At 63.3% G+C, this 18,284-nt stretch carries 16 protein-coding genes; 9 read left to right on the plus strand and 7 right to left on the minus strand.

The annotated features are described in order from the left end of the window. Positions 1-47 precede the first annotated feature (47 nt). The 4 genes from OKB87_RS21610 to norV form a co-directional block, all read right to left on the minus strand. Positions 48-1,265, minus strand: coding sequence for a 4Fe-4S binding protein (locus OKB87_RS21610; protein WP_270828495.1), 1,218 nt, complete (start codon positions 1,263-1,265; stop codon positions 48-50). A 139-nt stretch (positions 1,266-1,404) separates the two neighbouring features. Then, on the minus strand, positions 1,405-1,743 hold the full coding sequence (locus OKB87_RS21615; protein WP_270828496.1) for a DUF1971 domain-containing protein: 339 nt from the start codon (positions 1,741-1,743) through the stop codon (positions 1,405-1,407). Between the two features lie 47 nt (positions 1,744-1,790). Next, complete coding sequence (norW, locus tag OKB87_RS21620; protein WP_270828497.1) at positions 1,791-2,969, minus strand: NADH:flavorubredoxin reductase NorW; 1,179 nt, start codon at positions 2,967-2,969, stop codon at positions 1,791-1,793. After that, entirely contained in the window at positions 2,966-4,450 is a 1,485-nt protein-coding gene (gene norV / locus OKB87_RS21625; RefSeq protein ID WP_270828498.1) for an anaerobic nitric oxide reductase flavorubredoxin, read from the minus strand. The genes norW and norV overlap by 4 nt, the downstream gene beginning before the upstream one ends. Positions 4,451-4,620: 170 nt before the next feature. On the opposite strand from norV, the gene norR reads away from it, so the two are divergent. Next, entirely contained in the window at positions 4,621-6,147 is a 1,527-nt protein-coding gene (norR, locus tag OKB87_RS21630; protein ID WP_270828499.1) for a nitric oxide reductase transcriptional regulator NorR, read from the plus strand. A gap of 79 nt (positions 6,148-6,226) precedes the next feature. Here the strand turns inward: norR and OKB87_RS21635 are convergent, their stop codons facing one another. Beyond that, entirely contained in the window at positions 6,227-6,934 is a 708-nt protein-coding gene (locus OKB87_RS21635) for a GntR family transcriptional regulator (RefSeq protein ID WP_270828500.1), read from the minus strand. A gap of 284 nt (positions 6,935-7,218) precedes the next feature. Between OKB87_RS21635 and OKB87_RS21640 the strand changes: the two genes are divergently transcribed. Next, positions 7,219-8,805, plus strand: a complete 1,587-nt coding sequence (locus OKB87_RS21640; protein WP_270828501.1) for an alpha-glucoside-specific PTS transporter subunit IIBC — start codon at positions 7,219-7,221, stop codon at positions 8,803-8,805. 2 nt (positions 8,806-8,807) lie between these two features. Continuing rightward, complete coding sequence (locus OKB87_RS21645; RefSeq protein WP_270828502.1) at positions 8,808-10,127, plus strand: 6-phospho-alpha-glucosidase; 1,320 nt, start codon at positions 8,808-8,810, stop codon at positions 10,125-10,127. A 69-nt stretch (positions 10,128-10,196) separates the two neighbouring features. Here OKB87_RS21645 and OKB87_RS21650 read toward each other — a convergent pair whose 3' ends face one another. After that, positions 10,197-11,201 (minus strand): substrate-binding domain-containing protein, encoded by a 1,005-nt coding sequence (locus tag OKB87_RS21650; RefSeq protein ID WP_270828503.1) that lies wholly within the window; start codon positions 11,199-11,201, stop codon positions 10,197-10,199. A gap of 435 nt (positions 11,202-11,636) precedes the next feature. Between OKB87_RS21650 and OKB87_RS21655 the strand changes: the two genes are divergently transcribed. From OKB87_RS21655 to OKB87_RS21680, 6 genes are all read left to right on the plus strand, one after another. Continuing rightward, positions 11,637-12,758, plus strand: coding sequence for a branched-chain amino acid ABC transporter substrate-binding protein (locus OKB87_RS21655; protein WP_016348967.1), 1,122 nt, complete (start codon positions 11,637-11,639; stop codon positions 12,756-12,758). A 64-nt stretch (positions 12,759-12,822) separates the two neighbouring features. Further along, entirely contained in the window at positions 12,823-13,749 is a 927-nt protein-coding gene (livH, locus tag OKB87_RS21660) for a high-affinity branched-chain amino acid ABC transporter permease LivH (RefSeq protein ID WP_011704141.1), read from the plus strand. 94 nt (positions 13,750-13,843) lie between these two features. Then, positions 13,844-15,112, plus strand: a complete 1,269-nt coding sequence (locus OKB87_RS21665) for a high-affinity branched-chain amino acid ABC transporter permease LivM (protein ID WP_017410832.1) — start codon at positions 13,844-13,846, stop codon at positions 15,110-15,112. 100 nt (positions 15,113-15,212) lie between these two features. Further along, positions 15,213-15,986, plus strand: a complete 774-nt coding sequence (livG, locus tag OKB87_RS21670; RefSeq protein WP_024945484.1) for a high-affinity branched-chain amino acid ABC transporter ATP-binding protein LivG — start codon at positions 15,213-15,215, stop codon at positions 15,984-15,986. Between the two features lie 10 nt (positions 15,987-15,996). Then, the gene (locus tag OKB87_RS21675; RefSeq protein WP_011704138.1) at positions 15,997-16,698 is read left to right on the plus strand and encodes an ABC transporter ATP-binding protein; all 702 of its coding nucleotides are present in this window, start codon (positions 15,997-15,999) and stop codon (positions 16,696-16,698) included. Positions 16,699-16,701: 3 nt separating this feature from the next. After that, on the plus strand, positions 16,702-17,535 hold the full coding sequence (locus OKB87_RS21680; protein ID WP_270828504.1) for an AraC family transcriptional regulator: 834 nt from the start codon (positions 16,702-16,704) through the stop codon (positions 17,533-17,535). Here the strand turns inward: OKB87_RS21680 and OKB87_RS21685 are convergent. Continuing rightward, the gene (locus OKB87_RS21685; protein ID WP_029302601.1) at positions 17,532-18,119 is read right to left on the minus strand and encodes a LysE family translocator; all 588 of its coding nucleotides are present in this window, start codon (positions 18,117-18,119) and stop codon (positions 17,532-17,534) included. The genes OKB87_RS21680 and OKB87_RS21685 overlap by 4 nt on opposite strands. Positions 18,120-18,284: the final 165 nt, after the last annotated feature.

The following is an 18,284-nucleotide window of genomic DNA, read 5'->3' on the forward strand; positions in this document are numbered from 1 at the left end:
TGTCCGGCGTGCCCTTCGCAGACAGCCTGCAACTGGCTCCTCGCCACTCAATGGGTCAATTGCGGCAGCAGTTGCAGCAGATGGGCGCGATCCACAAGCGGCGTCTGGCTGACCCAGATCCCCAGCAGGCCGTAAGCGAGCAGCGGCAGTACCAGCAGCAACAGGCAGAGCAGCCCCAGTAACTGGCGGGGAACAAGCCGGCGCCCCTGCGTGCCCAAGTGCAGCGCATCGGCCCGCTTGGGGCAGGCGGCGACGCAGCTCAGACAGCTGGTGCACTCCAGGCTCTGCACCGCGATCAGTTGGTGCACCTGGATGCGGGACGGGCAGGCCCGGCTGCACTTGTCGCAGTCGTGGCTGGCGCTACGCAGGCAGCGGGCCGGGTCGCGTCGGATGCGCAGCGGCGTCAGCAGGCCGAGCAGGGCCAGCCAGGCGCCGTAGGGGCAGAGATAGCGGCAGAAGCCCTGCCGGAAGGCGACGGTGAGCAACAGCACCCAGCCGAGGCAGAGGCCGGAGATCAGGTTCAGGTTGAAGAAGAAGGCCCCCATCTTCATGTCCGCCGCCTGATGGTAGGGGCTGGTGAAGTAGCCGGGCAGGGCAATGCTTGGCACCGCGATCGACACGATAAACAGCAGGAAGCAGAGCACCAGAAACTTCTGGCCGCGCAGGACAAGGTCCAGCCAGCGCGGCGGCGTCCACTCCCCCGGCAGCAGGCGTGCGCGCAGGCCGTGCAACCACTCCCCCACCAGCCCGAGCGGGCAGAACCAGGCGCAGAACGCCCGCCCCAGCAGCAGGGCCGACAGGCTGAGCACCAGCACCGTGATGGTCGCCGCCGGATGGTGGGGATCCACCAGCCCCTGGCCGAGCCAGGCCCGCAACCCGAGCCCGCCGGCGATAGGCAGGAAGCCGTCCACCACGTCCGGCCGCATCAGCCAGGGGGTCTCCCCCTGCCCCAGCTGCCAGATATGGACGCCGTACTGCACCGTCACCAGCCCCCAGCAGAGCAGCAGCAGGTGGCGGGTCCAGGCCCGCAGCGACTGACTGTTGATCTCGGCCAGCGCTGGCAAGGGCCGGAGGCGATGCAGCAGGCCGAGGCCGCCGACCACCAGCCCCAGCGCGAGCCAGAGTACAGCGTCTGCCGCCACCAGCCAGGTGGCACCGGCAAGCACGAGGGAGATAGTCCATGACCAACCGGATCGCCCCTGCCACAACAGCAGGACCAGATAGACCAGGCCAGAGGCCAGGGTCACGGCTTCGATCACACTCATTCTTTCCCCACTGCGCTCATTCGGATCAGGGGCTCAGGATAACGAACATCTGAGTTGATTAATTTGATCTGCATGGGCAGTGGGGTCATTCGCGCCGATCCATCCCCGGTGACTCACCCCTTGCGGCTGTGGAACCTTATTATTTCCGGCTGTTGAACAGGGGCTGATCCGACGAACCCTGCTCGGCCCAGAAGTGGATGTTGAAGCGGGCATCCTCCGACAGCTCGACCCTGTGCCAGTACTGGGGCGGACTGGTGGCAAACTGGTCGGCACGGATCACCAGGCTCATCTCCGGCTCCTCGGCCTGCTCGTTGGCGAAGCCGTGATAGGTGACGGTGCCCTCCATCACGCAGAGCTGGCCGAACACGCCGGCCGCGGTGTTGTGATGGGTGAGCAGGGCCTGGGGCACGTTCTGACGGGTGAAGAAGGGGGTGGAGCGACGAACCACCCAGTGGGCAGGAATAAGGTGCAGTGACATAAGTTTTCTCCTCAGAGGGCCGGGTCGACCCGGCCTCAATCAATGAATCAACGGGGCAGCTGGCGCAGCAGCGGGAAGGCGGCGCTCATCTGATCGCCCCCCACCACGAAGCCGCACAGCTCGCCATCGGCACCGCGCGCCTCGGCCACCATGCCCTGGCGGTTCCAGCGGCATTGCCAGGCGAGATCCTCACCCAGGGTACGGCCGGCCAGCTGCAGCGGGTAGAGCGGCGTCTTCACCTTCACCAGCATGGGGGGCAGGGTCAGCGCGGTCGGCGTGCCGAGCAGGGTCTTGGCCAGGGCGTTGGCCCCCAGCACTATGGGTTGCAGGAAGGGCAGCAGCTGCCCCCGCCACTCGATGCCATCCCCCAGCGCGAAGATATGGGGATCGCTGGTCTGCAGCCTGTCATCGACCCGGATGCCGCGCCCGACTTCGAGACCGGCACTCTCGGCCAGGGCCAGATTTGGCCGCAGACCGATGGCGGCGATCACCAGATCCTGTTCACTGATGCGGCCGTCACTGAGGGTGACCAGCAAGCCATCATTTGGACGATCCGGATCTTGCGGGCCTAAGCCGGCAATGCCCTGTCCCAGTTGCAGCTTCACTCCCTGCTCACGCAGTGCCTGCAGCAACGGCTGGCTCAGGGCCGCCGGCAACAGGGTGCTCAGCGGGCTCTCGGCCAAGTCCAGCAGGGTGACCTCTTTCCCGGCGCTCGCCATGTCCATCGCCAGCTCGCAGCCGATGAGGCCCGCCCCCAGCACCAGAATGCGGCTGGCCTGCCGGATCCTGGCCTCGGCGGCGGCATATTCCTGCTGGCTGTTGAGGGTGATCAGCAACTCGGCCCCCGGGATGGGGGGACGGGCCGCGCTGGCACCGGTCGCCAGCACCAGCCGGCCATAGGGGAACTCCCCCTGCTCGGTCTTCACCACCCGCCGGGCGGGATCTATGGCTAGCACCGGGCAATGGGGCAACAGCGTGATGCGCTGCTGCTCGGCAAAGTCGCTGCCGCCAAGACGGGTCATGGCCGCGGCGGCGCAGCCCCGGCTCACCACGTGGCTCAAGTCCGGCTTGTTGTACTCGTCGCCGCTGTCGGCGGTGATGAGGCGGATAGGCTGCTCGGCGTCCAGCTTGCGCAAGCTCTTGACCAGCTGCTGGGCGGCGAAACCGCTGCCGATCACCACTATCTCCCGGCTGATGCCGGCGTCACTCTGCGTTGCTGCGTTCATACACAGGCCTCCAGGGCACAGGGTTCAAATACCTCCTTGCCGATGCCGCAGCCGGGGCAGAGAAAGCTGTCAGGTACCTGGGCCCAGGGGGTGCCCGGCGCCACCAGCTGATCCGGCTCGCCCTGGGCTGGGTCGTAGACCCACTGGCAGACGGTGCAGAGCATGGCCTGGTCGTCATCCCATTCAGCGGCAGCCGCTGCGGCTTTCGGCTCAACAGCAGGCATCGCGGGGACGGGTGCCACCGCCGCCGGAGTGGTGGCGAGCGGGCGGGGCGCGTCCAGCGGATGCAGCGCCCACTGACGGGCGAGCCGGCGACCGTGCTCGCGGCATTCGGCCAGGGCCGAGCCATCCGGCCGCCACTTGGCCTTGAGGGAGAGGCTGATGTCAAAGCCTGCATCCATCAGCCGGGTCTGGATCCGGTCCACCGCACCGCCGGTCCAGCCGTAGCTGCCGAAGGCCGAGGCGCGCTTGTTGCGAAAACGCAGGCCGGTGATCTCCTCGAGCATGCCCGCCACCTTGGGCATCATGACGTTGTTCATGGTGGAGGAGCCCACCAGTATCCCCTTGGAGCGGAACACCTGGGTCAGGATCTCGTTCTTGTCGTGGCGGGCCACGTTGAAGATCTTCACCGCCACGCCGGGGTCCACCTCGTGGATGCCCTGGGCGATGGCGTCGGCCATCATGCGGGTGTTGTTGGACATGGAGTCGTAGAACAGGGTGATGCGATCCTCCTGATACTGATCCGCCCACTCCAGGTATTTCAGGATGATCTGGGTGGGATCCTCGCGCCAGACGATGCCGTGGGAGGTGGCTACCATGCTCACCGGCAGGTTGAAGCCCAGCACCTCCTTGATCTTGGCGGTCACCAGCGGGCTGAAGGGGGTGAGGATGTTGGCGTAGTAGCGCTGGCACTGCTCCATCAGCTCGGTCTGGTCCACCTCGTCGTTGAACAGGTGCTCGTCGCAGTAGTGCTGACCGAAGGCGTCGTTGGAGAAGAGCACCGCATCCTCGGTCATGTAGGTCATCATGCTGTCGGGCCAGTGCAGCATGGGGGTCTCGATAAACACCAGCTGCTTGCCGTTGCCGATGTCCAGGCTGTCCCCTGTCTTGACCGGCTGGAAGTTCCACTCCGGGTGGTGATGGTGGCCGGTGATGGAGTCGATGGCGTTGCGGGTACAGTAGATGGGGGTGCCGGGGATGCGGGCCATCAGCTCGGTCAGGGCGCCGGCGTGATCCTCCTCGGCGTGGTTGATCACCACGAAGTCGATGGCGGCGAGATCGATCTCCGCCGCCAGGTTCTGCACGAACTCGCGGCTGAACTTGTGATCGACGGTATCGATCAGCACGTTCTTCCCTTCGCGGATGAGATAGCTGTTGTAGCTGGTGCCCTTGTGGGTCTTGTACTCGGTACCGTGGAAGTCGCGTACCTCCCAGTCCCGTTGGCCGACCCAGTGGATGTTGTTCTTGACGTGAATGCTCATCAGGCAGTTCCTCGAATGCAATAGTGTATGTTCGACTGAACCAGCTATTGCAGCGGACGTGCCAACCTGTAACTTGTTGTTTTTAATGGATGCACACAGTCATTATTGTCATTTAGACAACCACCATTCATAGTCAAAATCACAAACACACTGTCATTTGGACAATTATCGTGATCTCGACCGACAGCCTGGCGCGCATCGCCCTCGACCTGCAACTCGGCATCTCCCATCAGGACCGCTTTCACCGCCTGATCCAGAGCGTGCGCAGCCTGCTGAACTCGGATGCCTCGGCCCTGCTGCGCTACGAGGGGGGCCAGTTCATCCCGCTGGCCATCGACGGCCTGATGCAGGACGTGCTGGGGCGCCGCTTCGCCCTCAAGGATCACCCGCGCATGGAGGCCATCGCCCGCGCCGGCGACGTGGTGCGCTTCCCCGCCGACAGCAGCCTGCCCGACCCCTATGACGGCCTGCTGCCGGATCACGACGACTTCAGGGTGCACGCCTGCGTCGGCCTGCCGCTGTTCTCGGATCAGGCGCTGATCGGCGCCCTGACCATAGACGGCATGAACCCGACCCAGTTCGACGCCATCAGCGACGAGGAGCTGCGGCTGGTGGGCGCCCTGGCCGCCGCCGCCCTCAGCAACGCCCTGCTGCTGGAGCGACTCGCCCGCCAGAGCAGCGAGCCGCTCGCCCCCGGCGCCCGGCCCGGACCTGAGCAGCCGGAGATGATCGGCCAGTCCCCCGCCATGGCCCGGCTGCGCCACGAGATCGAGGTGGTGGCGAACTCGGAGCTGAACGTGCTGATCCTGGGGGAGACCGGGGTCGGCAAGGAGCTGATCGCCAAGGCGGTGCATCGCGGCTCCCAGCGCGCCAACGCGCCCCTTGTCTACCTCAACTGCGCCGCCCTGCCGGAGTCGGTGGCGGAGAGCGAGCCGTTCGGTCACGTGAAGGGGGCCTTCACCGGCGCCATCCACAACAGGGCGGGCAAGTTCGAGCTGGCGGATCGGGGCACCCTGTTCCTCGACGAGATCGGCGAGCTCTCCCTGGCGCTGCAGGCCAAGCTGCTGCGGGTGCTGCAATACGGCGATCTGCAGCGGATCGGTGACGACACCCCGCTCAAGGTGAACGTGCGCATCCTGGCGGCCACCAACCGGGATCTGAAGCAGGCGGTGGTCGAGGGGCAGTTCCGGGCCGACCTCTACCACCGGCTGAGCGTGTTCCCGATCCACGCCCCGGCGCTGCGCGAGCGCCCCGGCGACATTCCCCTGCTGGCCGGTTACTTTTGCGAGCGCTGCCGGCTCAGCCTGGGGCTAGAGCGGCTGCGCATCCAGCCACAAGCGCTGCAACTGCTCGAGCGCCACGACTGGCCCGGCAACGTGCGGGAACTCGAGCACGCCATCCACCGCGCCGCCGTGCTGGCGCGGGCCGAACAGGGCAGCCAGGCCCCGACCCTCGCCAGCCATCACTTCAACCTGGCGGCCGGCCCCCTACCCCCCTCCACCAGCCCCGCCATGGCGCCAATGACCCCCTTGCCCGGCGGCCTCGGCCTGCGCGCCGCCACCGACGCCTTCCAGCTTGCGCTGATCGAGCAGACCCTGGCCGCCCACGACGGTAACTGGGCCGCCACCGCCCGCGCGCTGGAGCTCGACGGTGGCAACCTGCACCGCCTCGCCAAGCGGCTTGGCCTCAAGGCCTGAGGCGTGCATCCAGGGCCCATCAAACAAAAACCCCCTCGCTGGCGAGGGGGTTGGCATACGCAGCAAGATGGGGGACGGGCTAGCCGCGGGCGCGGCGCAGGTGGTAGTCGACGTGATAGTCGTTGGCATTGCGGAACATGATGGAGTAGTTGAGAAACTCGCCGTTCTCACCGTATGAGAGCGAAGTGAGCCGCAGGATGGGCGCCCCCTGCTCGATGTGCAGCAGCTCGGCCATGCGCCGGTCGGCCAGCACGGCGCTGAAACTCTCGTAGTTGCCGGCGATGGGGAGCTGGCACTCGTTCTCGATGTAGGCGAACTTGGATCCCTCCAGGTGGGCCACCGAGAGGGGGCGAAACAGCCGCACCGGCATATAGCTCTCCTCCACCAGCAGGGCCCGGCCGTCCACCGAGCGCACCCGGTTGGAGAAGTAGACCGGCTCGTTCACCTTGACCCTGAGCTGGCTGGCGATGGCGGGTGGGGCCGGCATGGTGCGAAACTCCAGCACCTCGCTGGTCAGGCTGCGGCCCTGTTCACGCATCAGCTCAGTGAAACCGCTCAGCCCCTTGGTCTCGTGCTGCACGTCCTTCTTGGTCACGTAGGTGCCGCTGCCGTGGCGCCGCTCCACCAGCCCCCACTCGATCAGCATGTCCACCGCCTTGCGCACCGTCATCCGCGATACCCCGAACTGACTCGCCAGGGTTTTCTCGCTCGGCAGGACATCCCCCACCCGGCAATCCGCCCCGTTGACCCGGATACGCAATCGATCCGCCACCGATTTGTAGATCACTACTAGACCTCTCTTTACCCAGCCGGGGTGGCGGCCCATTTGCTCGCCTTTATTTCAACCAGCTGAAAATAAAAAATTTTAAATTCAAATAACCCGATAAAAACGTCACAAAAACAAGACGTACAACAATATCGCAAAATTTAGATCTCTTTGTCTAAATAAGTGCATGCGCCGGATCACATAACCACCACATATTTCATGAGGGCCTGATCGCTTGTTGTTAGGTTCAATTCAGCAGTACGACAACAGCAGTCAGACAATTCTCTAATAAAAAGGGACGCTATATGCTCAGTCAAATTCAACGTTTTGGCGGGGCAATGTTTACGCCTGTATTACTGTTTCCATTCGCAGGTATGGTGGTAGGCATTGCAATCATGCTGAAAAATCCCATGTTCGTGGGAGAGACGCTGGCCAATCCTCAGGGACTGTTTTTTCAAATAGTCCATATTATTGAAGAGGGTGGCTGGACGGTATTTCGAAATATGCCGCTGATATTTGCCATCGGCCTGCCGATCGGGCTGGCAAACAAGGCTCAGGCCCGCGCCTGCCTCTCCGTGCTGGTCAGCTTCATGACCTGGAACTACTTCATCAATGCCATGGGGATGACCTGGGGCGACTATTTCGGGGTCGACTTCAACCAGGCGGTGGGTGGTGAGAGCGGGCTGGCCATGGTGGCCGGCATCAAGACCCTGGACACCAGCATCATAGGTGCCATCGCCATCTCCGGCATCGTCACCGCCCTGCACAACCGGCTGTTCGACCGGCAGTTGCCGGTCTTTCTCGGCATCTTCCAGGGCAGCTCGTTCGTCACCATCGTCGCCTTCTTCGTGATGATCCCCTGCGCCTGGCTGACCCTGCTGGGCTGGCCCAAGGTGCAGATGGGCATCGCCTCCCTGCAGGAATTCATGCTGGTCTCCGGCCCGCTCGGCGTCTGGGTTTACACCTTCCTCGAGCGGATCCTGATCCCGACCGGCCTGCACCACTTCATCTACGGCCCCTTCATCTTCGGCCCGGCCGCGGTGGAAGGTGGCATCCAGCTCTACTGGGCTCAGCACATGCTGGAGTTCAGCCAGAGCACCCGGCCACTGATCGAGCTGTTCCCCCAGGGCGGCTTCGCCCTGCACGGCAACTCCAAGATCTTCGGGGCCATGGGGATTGCGCTCGCCATCTACGCCACCGCCGCCAAAGAGAACAAGGCCAAGGTGGCCGGCCTGCTGATCCCGGCCACCCTGACCGCCATGCTGGTGGGGATCACAGAGCCGCTCGAGTTCACCTTCCTCTTCATCTCGCCCCTGCTGTTCGCCATCCATGCCCTGCTGGCGGCCACCATGGCGACCGTGATGTACCTGTTCGGGGTCGTCGGCAACATGGGTGGTGGTCTGCTCGACCAGTTCCTGCCGCAGAACTGGATCCCCATGTTCCACAATCACGCCGGCATGATGTTTACCCAGATTGCCATCGGCCTGACCTTTACCGGGATCTGGTTCCTGATATTCCGCACGCTCATTCTGAAATTCAATTTGAAAACCCCTGGGCGGGATGAAAGCGAAATAAAACTGTATTCCAAGGCCGATTATCAGGCCGCCAAAAAACAGCGCGGCCATGATATTGCCGGCCATATTCTGGCGGCGCTCGGTGGTGTGGAAAATATCAACAGCCTGAACAACTGCGCCACCCGGCTGCGCATATCGCTACGCGATGCGGGCCTAGCGGCACCGGATGATGCTTTCAAACAATTGGGTGCCCACGGCGTGGTCCGCCACGGTGACAGCATCCAGATCATTATCGGTCTGCATGTGCCCCAGCTAAGGGAAAACATGGAGAGCCTGATGAACAACCCCTCCTCCTCTTCTTTCGTAACGGAGTCATGATCATGAAAAAATTCTCTGTCGTCATTGCCGGCGGTGGCAGCACCTTTACCCCGGGCATCGTTCTCATGCTGCTGGAGAACCAGCACCGCTTCCCGCTGCGGGAGATCAAGTTCTACGACAACGATGGCGCCCGCCAGGAGGTGATCACCGAAGCCTGCCGCGTCCTGCTGCGGGAGCAGGCCCCGGACATCGCCTTCAGCTATGGCACCGACCCCAAGGCGGCCTTCAGCGGGGTGGACTTCGTGATGGCCCACATCCGGGTCGGCAAGTACCCCATGCGCGAGCTGGACGAGAAGATCCCGCTGCGCCATGGCGTGGTCGGCCAAGAGACCTGCGGCCCGGGCGGCATCGCCTACGGCATGCGCTCCATCGGCGGCGTGCTGGAACTGGTCGACTACATGGAGCAGTACTCGCCGGATGCCTGGATGCTGAACTACTCCAACCCGGCCGCCATCGTGGCGGAGGCGACCCGTCGCCTGCGCCCCCACGCCAGGATCCTCAACATCTGCGACATGCCCATCGGCATCGAGGGACGGATGGCCCAGATCGCCGGCCTGCCGTCACGCAAGGAGATGCGGGTACGCTACTACGGCCTCAACCACTTCGGCTGGTGGACCCGCATCGAGGATCTGGCGGGCAACGACCTGATGCCGGCCATCAAGGCCCACGTGGCCAAACACGGCTATGTGCCCAAGCAGGCCGGCCACGCCGAGGCCAGCTGGAACGACACCTTCGCCAAGGCCAAGGACGTGTGGGCGCTTGATCCGGATACCCTGCCCAACACCTATCTGAAGTACTACCTCTACCCGGACTATGTGGTGACCCACTCCAATCCGGAGCACACCCGCGCCAACGAGGTGATGGAACACCGCGAGAAGCACGTGTTCAGCGCCTGCCGCGCCATCGTGGCGGCCGGCAACGCCGCGGCCGGCGAGCTGGAGATCGACGAGCACGCCTCCTACATAGTGGATCTGGCCACCGCCATCGCCTTCAACACCCAGGAGCGGATGCTGCTGATCGTGCCGAACCGGGGCGCCATCCCCAACTTCGACCCGGAGGCCATGGTCGAGATCCCCTGCCTGGTGGGAAGCAGCGGCCCCGAGCCGCTGCAGGTGGGCAACATCCCGCTGTTCCAGCAGGGCATGATGGGCCAGCAGGTGGCCGTCGAGAAGCTGGTGGTGGAGGCATGGATCGAGCGCTCCTATCAGAAGCTGTGGCAGGCGATCACCCTCTCCAAGACGGTGCCGAGCGCCTCGGTGGCCAAAGCCATCCTGGACGACCTGATCGCCGCCAACAAGGAGTACTGGCCGCCCTTGCAATAAACGCGGGCCAAACAAAAACCCCCTCGCTAGCGAGGGGGTTTTCTTGTTGATGGCTCTGCCGTGGCGCGATCAGCACAGGGACTTGACCGAGCGGCGGACGATCAGCTCCGGCTGGACCGTCATCGACTCGACTTCCAGCTCCTTGTTGCGGATCCGGCTCACCAACTGCTGCACCGCCAACAGGCCGAGCTCGGCCTTGGGGTGGCGGATGGTGGTCAGCGGCGGGCTGGAGAAGCGCGCCATCTCCACGTCGTCATAACCGATCATGGAGATATCGTCCGGCACCTTGACCCCGGCTTCCCAGGCGGCGCAGATGGCGCCGATCGCCATGGGATCGTCGAAGGCAAACACCGCGGTCGGCCGCGGCTTGAGGGCCAGGATCCGCTGCATGGCATCGAATCCGCTCTGGCTCTCGTAATCCCCTTCGAAGATCTGCTCGTCTTTCAGGGTCAGACCCTGCTCGCCCAGGGCATCGCGCACCCCGTCCAGTCGCTGCTGGGTGGTCGGCTTGGCCAGCTGACCGGTGATGCAGACGATGTCGCGGTGACCCTGCTCCAGCAGGTGGCGCACGGCCAGACGCGCACCGATGCGGGCGTTGTCGTTGATGACGTTGGCAAAGTCACACTCGGTACCCCAGTCCAGCACCACTTGCGGCACGTTCTTGTGGATGCGCAGCATGTCGCGCAGCGGGGTATCGATGTCGGTTCCCAACACCAGCAGACCGTCGACCCGCTTCTCCATCAGCATGCGCAGGTAGTGCTGCTGACGGGGCGGCTGGTTCTCGGTGTTGCAGAGGATCAGGCTGTAGCCCTGCTCGAAGCAATACGCCTCCACCCCTTGCACCACTTCCGCAAAGAAGGGGTTGGCACTGGTAGTCACCAGCATGCCGATGGTCTTGGTCGAGTTTATCTTGAGGCTGCGCGCTACCGAGTTGGGCGCGTAGTTGAGTTCTGCCACCGCCTCAAGCACTTTTTGGGTTGCGTCTTCGCTGACCCGACGGGTGTGATTGAGTACATGTGAGACGGTGGAGATGGATACGCCTGCGCGGGAGGCGACATCCTTGATAGTGGCCATCTCTGTCTCCTGAAGATCAAAGGCGGAACATTAGCAGATTTCCCGAATAAAGGCTTGGTTTTAACGAGCACTGCCAATGAATTGTCAATGCTGGCTAATCTAGGCGCTCATTTCTATTTGCGCAAACGGATTTTGGTCAAAATGGGAGCAGTGTCAGGGTAAAATATCGTCAGTTTTTTCATCTATCATTTATCGAAAGCACACCTTGTTGAGAAGATGTTAATCAACACATTCAGCATCAATATCTAAATCACATTTAAATATTGGTTATTTGTTTCAAAAAAGCACTATTCCACCCTCTCTGGTTAGTATCTTTAACAGCTTGTTATTGCCCAGCGAGGAATGATAGAACCATACCTATTGCCGGACTGGCGGGATCACGGTTCGGAATGGCACACGGAAAATGAAACAATCCACTGATTAAGGGACGAATCGATGAATAAGTTGAGCAAAATGGCAGTCAGGACAGCGGTTTCTATGGCCCTGTTCGGATCGGTATCACTGGTCCACGCGGCGGACACCATCAAGATCGGCATCGCCGGTCCGGTCACCGGCCCGGTCGCCCAGTACGGCGACATGCAGTTCACCGGCGGCAAGATGGCGGTCGAGCAGATCAACAAGGCCGGTGGCATCAAGGGCAAGCAGATCGAAGCAGTCATCTATGACGACGCCTGCGATCCCAAGCAGGCCGTGGCGGTCGCCAACAAGGTGATCAACGACGGCGTCAAATTCGTGGTAGGCCACCTTTGCTCCGACAACACCCTGCCCGCTTCCGACATCTATGAAGATGAAGGCGTGCTGATGGTCACCCCGGCCTCCACCAACCCCAAGATCACCGAGCGCGGCTATCAGCTGGTGCTGCGTACCATCGGCCTGGACAGCGACCAGGGTCCGACCGCCGCCAAGTACATCATCGAGCAGGTCAAACCCAAGCGCGTGGCCGTCATCCACGACAAGAAACAGTACGGCGAAGGCATCGCCTCCAGCGTGAAAGCGGCGCTGGACAAGGCTGGCGTCAAGGTGGTGGCGTTTGAAGGCATCACTGCCGGTGACAAGGACTTCTCCGCCCTGATCGCCAAGCTGCAGAAAGAGAACGTCGACTTCGTCTACTACGGCGGCTATCACCCCGAGCTGGGTCTGATCCTGCGTCAGGCTGGCGAGAAGGGCCTCAAGGCCAAGTTCATGGGTCCGGAAGGGGTCGGCAACAAGGACATCTCCGCCATCGGCGGTCCGGCCTCCGAAGGCCTGCTGGTGACCCTGCCGAACAAATATGACCTGGTGCCGGCCAACGCCCCGCTGGTGGCCGCGTTCAAGGCCAAGGGTCAGGACTCCTCCGGTCCGTTCGTGTGGACCACCTATGCCGCAGTGCAAACCCTGGCTGCCGGTATCGCCAAGGCGGGTGAGGATGACCCGGCTGCCGTGGCTGCCGCCATCAAGGCCGCACCGATCGATACCGTCATGGGCACCCTGAGCTGGGCTCCGAGTGGCGACCTGAAAGGCTTTGAATTCGGTGTGTTCCAGTGGCACGCCGACGGTACCTCCACTCAAGTCAAATAATCTGCCGGTCGGGGTGACATGAGTCACCCCTCCTTTCTTTGCGGGCAAGTACAGGGAACGCAGTATGTCCGAACACTTCCTTTACCTGGTTCAGCAGTTGCTGAACGGGTTAACCATAGGCAGCACCTATGCGTTGATCGCCATCGGCTACACCATGGTCTATGGCATCATCGGCATGATCAACTTCGCCCACGGCGAGGTCTACATGATCGGCTCCTATGTCGCTTTCATGGTGATGGCGGGGCTCATGATGATGGGCATCGACAGCACCTTCCTGCTGCTGGGGGGCGCCTTCCTGGTCAGCATCGTCATCACCGGCACCTATGGCTGGACCATAGAGCGGGTCGCCTACCGCCCGCTGCGGGGCGGCAACCGGCTGATCCCCCTCATCTCCGCCATCGGCATGTCGATCTTCCTGCAGAACATGATGCGGATGGCCCAGGGCTCGCGCGACATCGCCATGCCCACCCTGATCTCCGGCGGCTGGACCCTGGGTGAAGCCGACGGCTTCCAGGCCAGCCTCTCCTGGATGCAGCTCATCATCTTCGTGGTGACCTTTATCACCATGCTGGCGCTGACCCAGTTCATCGGTCGCTCCCGCATGGGCCGCGCCTGCCGCGCCTGTTCGGAAGACATCAAGATGGCCAACCTGTTAGGGATAGACACCCACGTGGTCATCTCCATCACCTTCGTGCTAGGGGCCACCCTGGCCGCCGTCGCCGGCGTGCTGCTCGGCATGTATTACGGCGTCATCAACCCCTACCTCGGCTTCATGGCCGGACTGAAAGCCTTCACCGCGGCAGTCCTCGGCGGTATCGGCAGCATTCCCGGCGCCGTGCTGGGCGGTCTGTTGCTCGGCGTGGTCGAGGCGCTCACCGCCGGCTATCTCAGCACCGAGTACAAGGATGTGATGGCCTTTGCCCTGCTGATCGGCGTGCTGCTGTTCATGCCCACCGGCATTCTGGGTCGCCCGGAGGTGGAGAAGGTATGATGCAACATCAATTCATTCATGCACCTATCACCTGTCTGATGCTGCTGTTCATGTCCATATACAGCATCCTGGGTCGCCCGGAGGTCGAAAAGGTATGAAAAAACAATTCATTCATGCCTGCATCGCCAGCCTGGTGCTGCTGGTGCTCTCCTTCTGGCTGCTCGGCTTCAAGCTCGAAACCGACGGTACTCGCCTGCTGGTGACCAGCCGGCTCGACGTGTCGCTGGCCTGGCTGCTGGGCGGCGCCACCCTGGTGTTCTGGTTCCAGATGCTGCGCGGCCAGATAAGCCGGCTGTTTCAGGCCTCCATCAGCGGCTTCTCGGTCGGCTTCACCAAGCTGGTGCTGCCGAGCCCCGAAGAGGCCCCCAAGCTCTATAACCTCACCGCCGTGCTGGTGCTGCTGTTCGCGGTGAGCTGGCCCTTCATGGCCTCGCGCGGTGCCATCGATCTGGCCACCCTGGCCCTCATCTACATCATGCTGGGGCTGGGTCTGAACGTGGTGGTCGGCCTCGCCGGCCTGCTGGATCTCGGCTACGTCGGCTTCTACGCGGTCGGCGCCTACAGCTATGCCCTGCTCAACACCTACTTCGGGCTCAGCTTCTGGGAGTGCCTGCCCATCGCCGGGCTGACGGCGGCCACCTTCGGCTTCCTGCTCGGCTTCCCGGTGCTGCGGCTGCGGGGGGATTATCTGGCCATCGTCACCCTGGGCTTTGGCGAGATCATCCGCATCCTGCTCAACAACATGACCAGCCTGACCGGCGGCCCGAACGGCATCTCCGGCATTCCCAAGCCGACCCTGGGCGGTCTGGAGTTCAACCGCACCGTCAAGGATGGCGGCTTCGAGACCTTCCACGAGTTCTTCGGCATCGCCTACAACGCCAACCACAAGGTGATCTTCCTCTACCTGATGGCGCTGGTGCTGGTGATCGCCACCCTGTTCGTCATCAACCGCCTGCTGCGCATGCCGCTCGGCCGCGCCTGGGAGGCATTGCGGGAAGACGAGATCGCCTGCAAGTCGCTGGGGCTCAACCCCACCATCATCAAGCTGACCGCCTTCACCATTGGCGCCTGTTTCGCAGGCTTCGCCGGCAGCTTCTTCGCCTCGCGCCAAGGCTTCATCAGCCCGGAGTCCTTCGTCTTCATCGAGTCGGCCATCGTGCTCGCCATCGTGGTGCTGGGCGGCATGGGCTCCCAGATCGGGGTGGTGCTGGCCGCCATCGTGATGACGGTGCTGCCTGAGCTGGCGCGCGAGTTCAACGAGTACCGCATGCTGATGTTCGGCCTCTTGATGGTGTTCATGATGATCTGGCGGCCACAGGGATTGCTGCCGATGACCCGTCCGCATCTGGAGTTAAAGAAATGAGTGCCAATCAGAAGTTAATGGAAGTCTCTGATCTGTCGATGCGCCACATGGGTGGGCTGTTGGCGCTGGCTCACTCCACTCTGACCCGGGAGCTGAGAAAATGAGTACTCATCAGAAGTTAATGGAAGTCTCTGATCTGTCGATGCGCTTCGGAGGGTTGCTGGCGGTCAACGGGGTCAAGCTGGACGTGGACAAGGGGGAGGTGATCTCCATCATAGGTCCCAACGGGGCGGGCAAGACCACCGTCTTCAACTGCCTGACCGGCTTCTACCGCCCGAGCGGCGGCATCATCCGCTACAAGGGTGAGGAGATCCAGGGGCTGCCCGGTCACCTCATCGCCCGCAAGGGGATAGTGCGCACCTTTCAGCACGTGCGGCTGTTCAAGGACATGACGGCGGTGGAAAACCTGCTGGTGGCCCAGCACAGGCACCTCAACACCGGCTTTCTGGCCGGGCTGTTCAAGACCCCGGCCTTTCGCCGTGCCGAGCGGGAGGGGCTGGAGCAGTCCGCCTTCTGGCTGGAGAAGGTGGGGCTCAAGGATCTCGCCAACCGCGCCGCCGGCAACCTGGCTTATGGCCAGCAGCGCCGGCTCGAGATTGCCCGCTGCATGGCGACCCGGCCCGAGCTGCTGATGCTGGACGAACCGGCCGCCGGCCTCAACCCCCACGAGACCGACGAGCTGAACGAGCTCATCTCCAACCTGCGGGACGAGTTCGGGGTCTCGGTGCTGCTGATCGAGCACGACATGAAGCTGGTGATGGAGATCTCCAACCGCATCTTCGTGGTCAATCAGGGCACCCCGCTGGCCCACGGCAAGCCGGACGAGATCCGCAGCAATCCGGCAGTGATCAAGGCCTATCTGGGCGAGTCGTAAGGACAAAAAGATGTTAGAACTTCGCAACGTATCGACCCACTACGGCAAAATTCAGGCGCTGCACGACGTCAGCGTCCAGGTAAAAGAGGGGGAAATCGTCACCCTGATCGGTGCCAACGGCGCCGGCAAGACCACCTTGCTGATGACCCTGTGCGGCGAACCCAAGCCCAGCAGCGGCTCCATCTGGTTCGAGGGAGAGCAGATAGACTCGCTCTCCACCGCCCGCATCATGCGCAAGGACATCGCCGTGGTGCCGGAGGGGCGCCGCATCTTCGCTCGCCTGACGGTGGAGGAGAACCTGCTGATGGGGGCCTTCTTCGTCGACAAGGCCGAGCAGCGCGGTCTGCTGGATCAGATTTTCACCCTGTTCCCCCGCCTGCACGAGCGCCTGGAGCAGCGCGCCGGCACCATGTCCGGCGGCGAGCAGCAGATGCTGGCCATCGGCCGCGCCCTGATGAGCAAACCGCGCCTGTTGCTGCTGGATGAACCCTCGCTGGGGCTGGCCCCCATCGTCATCCAGCAGATCTTCGACACCATAGAGCAGCTGCGCCGCGACGGCATGACCATCTTCCTGGTGGAGCAGAACGCCAACCAGGCGCTCAAGCTGGCCGATCGCGGCTATGTGCTGGAGAACGGCCACGTGGTACTGCAGGACACCGGGGCGGCCCTGTTGGCCAACCCGGCCGTCCGCCAGGCCTATCTCGGCGGCTGACCCATGAGCAGGGCCGACACGGCGCCGGATCACCACAGTTTCTGGCACGATCCGGCCCTGCCTTTCATCGAGGCACGGGCGGTGCAGGATGGCCGCCGCGTCTGCTATGACAAGCACAGCCACCCCCACTTCTCCATCGGCGCCATCACCGGCGGCCACAGCCACTACCTCAACCAGCGCAGCCGGCAGGAGGTCGGCCGCGGCCACCTGGTGCTGATGAACCCGGAAGAGGTGCACGCCTGCAACCCGATTGCGGATGAACCCTGGTCCTATCTGATGCTCTACCTCGACACCGGCTGGCTACAGCGCCAGCAGGAAGAGGCGGGGCTGGGCGACGCGTTTCGTCCCTTCGACATGACCGCAAGCCGAGATCCCCTGCTCTACCAGGAGCTGTGCCGGCTCCATCAGCAGTTGTGGCAGGAGCCGGAGCCGCTCGCATGCGAGGTGGCCTGTCACCAGTTCAGTCGCCAGCTGCTGGCCAGGCTCACCCCGGCCAGCTGGGACGATCGGCCGCCGCAGCACCTGCAGCGGGCCGCCGAGCTGATGCAGGACGACTGCAGCAGCCCCCTCACCCTCGCGCAATTGAGCGTGGTGGCCGGGCTCACCCCCTCCCACTTCGTGCGCAGCTTCAGCCGCCATTACGGCATGACGCCCCACGCCTACCTGCTCGATCAGCGCATCCGCCATGCCCGCACCCTGCTCAGGCGGGGAGAGCCGCTGGCGGAGGTGGCGTTGGCCAGCGGTTTTGCCGATCAGGCCCACTTCCAGCGCCAGTTCAAACGACGGGTCGCTGCAACCCCGGGTCACTACCGCAATCAGCTGATCCGGCAGAGCTAGCGCACCAGATAGGCGGCGCAGAGCAGCAACAACAGCGCCATCGCCCGGTTGAACCAGCGCAGCCGCTGCGGCGCGAGCAGCAACCCCTGCAGGCGACTGCCGGCATAGGCCCAGCAAGCGATGGAGCCGAGACAGATGACCAGGTAGAGGCCGCTGAACAGGGCCACCTGCCCCACCCCGCCCGCACTGCCATAGGCGCCCATCCCCATGCTGGCGGCGAGCCAGGCCTTGGGATTGAGCCACTGCATCAGTGCCCCGTACCAGAAGGAGGGTGCCACCCCGTCGACCCCCTCCACCCGGCCGCTGTCCACCAGCAGCTGCCAGGCCATCCAGCCGAGAAAGATCACCCCGGCCCAGCGCAGTGCATCCGCCGCCAGCGGCCACTGCAGCAGGGTGGCGCCCAGCCCCAATCCCATCAACAGCAGCAACAGAATGAACCCCAGGGTGGCCCCGACCACATGGCGCAGGCTGGCCGCAAAGCCGTGCCTGGCGCCGCTGCCGAGGGCGACCAGATTGACCGGCCCCGGGGTGATGGACATGGCCAGGGCAAACCCGGCCATGGATAACAGCAGACTCGTCTCCATGAATAACGCTCGTAGCAACAAAAGGTGCCCCAGCCTAGCCGGCACCCCGCCCCCGGTATTGAAGGAAATTGCGATCGGTCACGGCAATAACCGGACACATTGCGGGCTTAGCGCCGGCCCCCGCTTGCGGTAAACTGACCCTCAATCACCTATTCGCAGGACATG

The sequence above is a fragment of the Aeromonas sp. Y318-1 genome, assembly GCF_027706125.1.
In the GTDB taxonomy this organism is placed as follows: Bacteria; Pseudomonadota; Gammaproteobacteria; order Enterobacterales; family Aeromonadaceae; genus Aeromonas; species Aeromonas hydrophila.

Coding starts and splice junctions, on each gene's coding strand:
- OKB87_RS21610 (WP_270828495.1), bottom strand. CDS start 1,265: ATGAGTGTGATCGAAGCCGTGACCCTGGCCTCTGGCCTGGTCTATCTG.
- OKB87_RS21615 (WP_270828496.1), bottom strand. CDS start 1,743: ATGTCACTGCACCTTATTCCTGCCCACTGGGTGGTTCGTCGCTCCACC.
- norW (WP_270828497.1), bottom strand. CDS start 2,969: ATGAACGCAGCAACGCAGAGTGACGCCGGCATCAGCCGGGAGATAGTG.
- norV (WP_270828498.1), bottom strand. CDS start 4,450: ATGAGCATTCACGTCAAGAACAACATCCACTGGGTCGGCCAACGGGAC.
- OKB87_RS21640 (WP_270828501.1), top strand. CDS start 7,219: ATGCTCAGTCAAATTCAACGTTTTGGCGGGGCAATGTTTACGCCTGTA.
- OKB87_RS21645 (WP_270828502.1), top strand. CDS start 8,808: ATGAAAAAATTCTCTGTCGTCATTGCCGGCGGTGGCAGCACCTTTACC.
- OKB87_RS21650 (WP_270828503.1), bottom strand. CDS start 11,201: ATGGCCACTATCAAGGATGTCGCCTCCCGCGCAGGCGTATCCATCTCC.
- OKB87_RS21655 (WP_016348967.1), top strand. CDS start 11,637: ATGAATAAGTTGAGCAAAATGGCAGTCAGGACAGCGGTTTCTATGGCC.
- livH (WP_011704141.1), top strand. CDS start 12,823: ATGTCCGAACACTTCCTTTACCTGGTTCAGCAGTTGCTGAACGGGTTA.
- OKB87_RS21665 (WP_017410832.1), top strand. CDS start 13,844: ATGAAAAAACAATTCATTCATGCCTGCATCGCCAGCCTGGTGCTGCTG.
- livG (WP_024945484.1), top strand. CDS start 15,213: ATGAGTACTCATCAGAAGTTAATGGAAGTCTCTGATCTGTCGATGCGC.
- OKB87_RS21675 (WP_011704138.1), top strand. CDS start 15,997: ATGTTAGAACTTCGCAACGTATCGACCCACTACGGCAAAATTCAGGCG.
- OKB87_RS21680 (WP_270828504.1), top strand. CDS start 16,702: ATGAGCAGGGCCGACACGGCGCCGGATCACCACAGTTTCTGGCACGAT.
- OKB87_RS21685 (WP_029302601.1), bottom strand. CDS start 18,119: ATGGAGACGAGTCTGCTGTTATCCATGGCCGGGTTTGCCCTGGCCATG.